The sequence below is a fragment of the Methanosarcina spelaei genome (genome assembly GCF_002287235.1).
In the GTDB taxonomy this organism is placed as follows: Archaea; Halobacteriota; Methanosarcinia; order Methanosarcinales; family Methanosarcinaceae; genus Methanosarcina; species Methanosarcina spelaei.
Map to the genome: position 1 here is coordinate 1 of NZ_LMVP01000359.1, position 713 is coordinate 713.

1 protein-coding gene is annotated in these 713 nt (G+C 44.6%); it reads left to right on the forward strand.

What is annotated here, in order from left to right:
* On the forward strand, positions 1-713 hold a 713-nt coding region (locus ASJ81_RS14630; protein ID WP_170943329.1), incomplete at both ends, for a glutaminyl-peptide cyclotransferase.

The following is a 713-nucleotide window of genomic DNA, read 5'->3' on the forward strand; positions in this document are numbered from 1 at the left end:
ACAGTCTCTGTAATTGATACAGCTACAAATAAGGTTACAGCCACCGTGAATGTAGGATCCAATCCATACGGAGTTGCAGTAAACCCGAAGGGAACTAAGGTATATGTAGCAAGCGATGTCAACGATGCTGTCTCTGTTATTGATACAGCCACAAACAAGGTTACAGCAAAGGTGAAAGTAGGCTCTAATCCCTGGGGAATTGCAGTAAACCCTGACGGGACAAAGGTATATGTAGCAAACGAGGGCAGTGGTACTGTCTCGGTAATTGACACTGCAAGCAACAAGGTTACAGCTACAATAAAAGTAGGAAATTATCCTTACGGAGTTGCAGTTAACTCGGCGGGAACAAAAGTATATGCGGTAAATGACCTCGATAACACTGTTTCTGTAATCGACGCAGCTACAAACAAGGTTACAGCCACGATAACTGTAGGAGATCTCCCTACCGGAGTTGCGGTTAATCCGGCAGGAACAAAGGTATATGTGACGAACGAACGCGACGTCTCTGTTATCGACACAGCCACAAATAAGGTTACAGCCACGGTGCCTGTAGGAAAATATCCATGGGGAGTTGCAATTAACCCGACAGGAACAAAAGCATATGTAACAAATTATGGGGACAGCACAGTCTCTGTTATTGATACCGCAACAAACAAAGTTACAGCAACAGTAAAAGTGGGGAGTTACCCTTTAGGAATCGCAATCAACCCGGA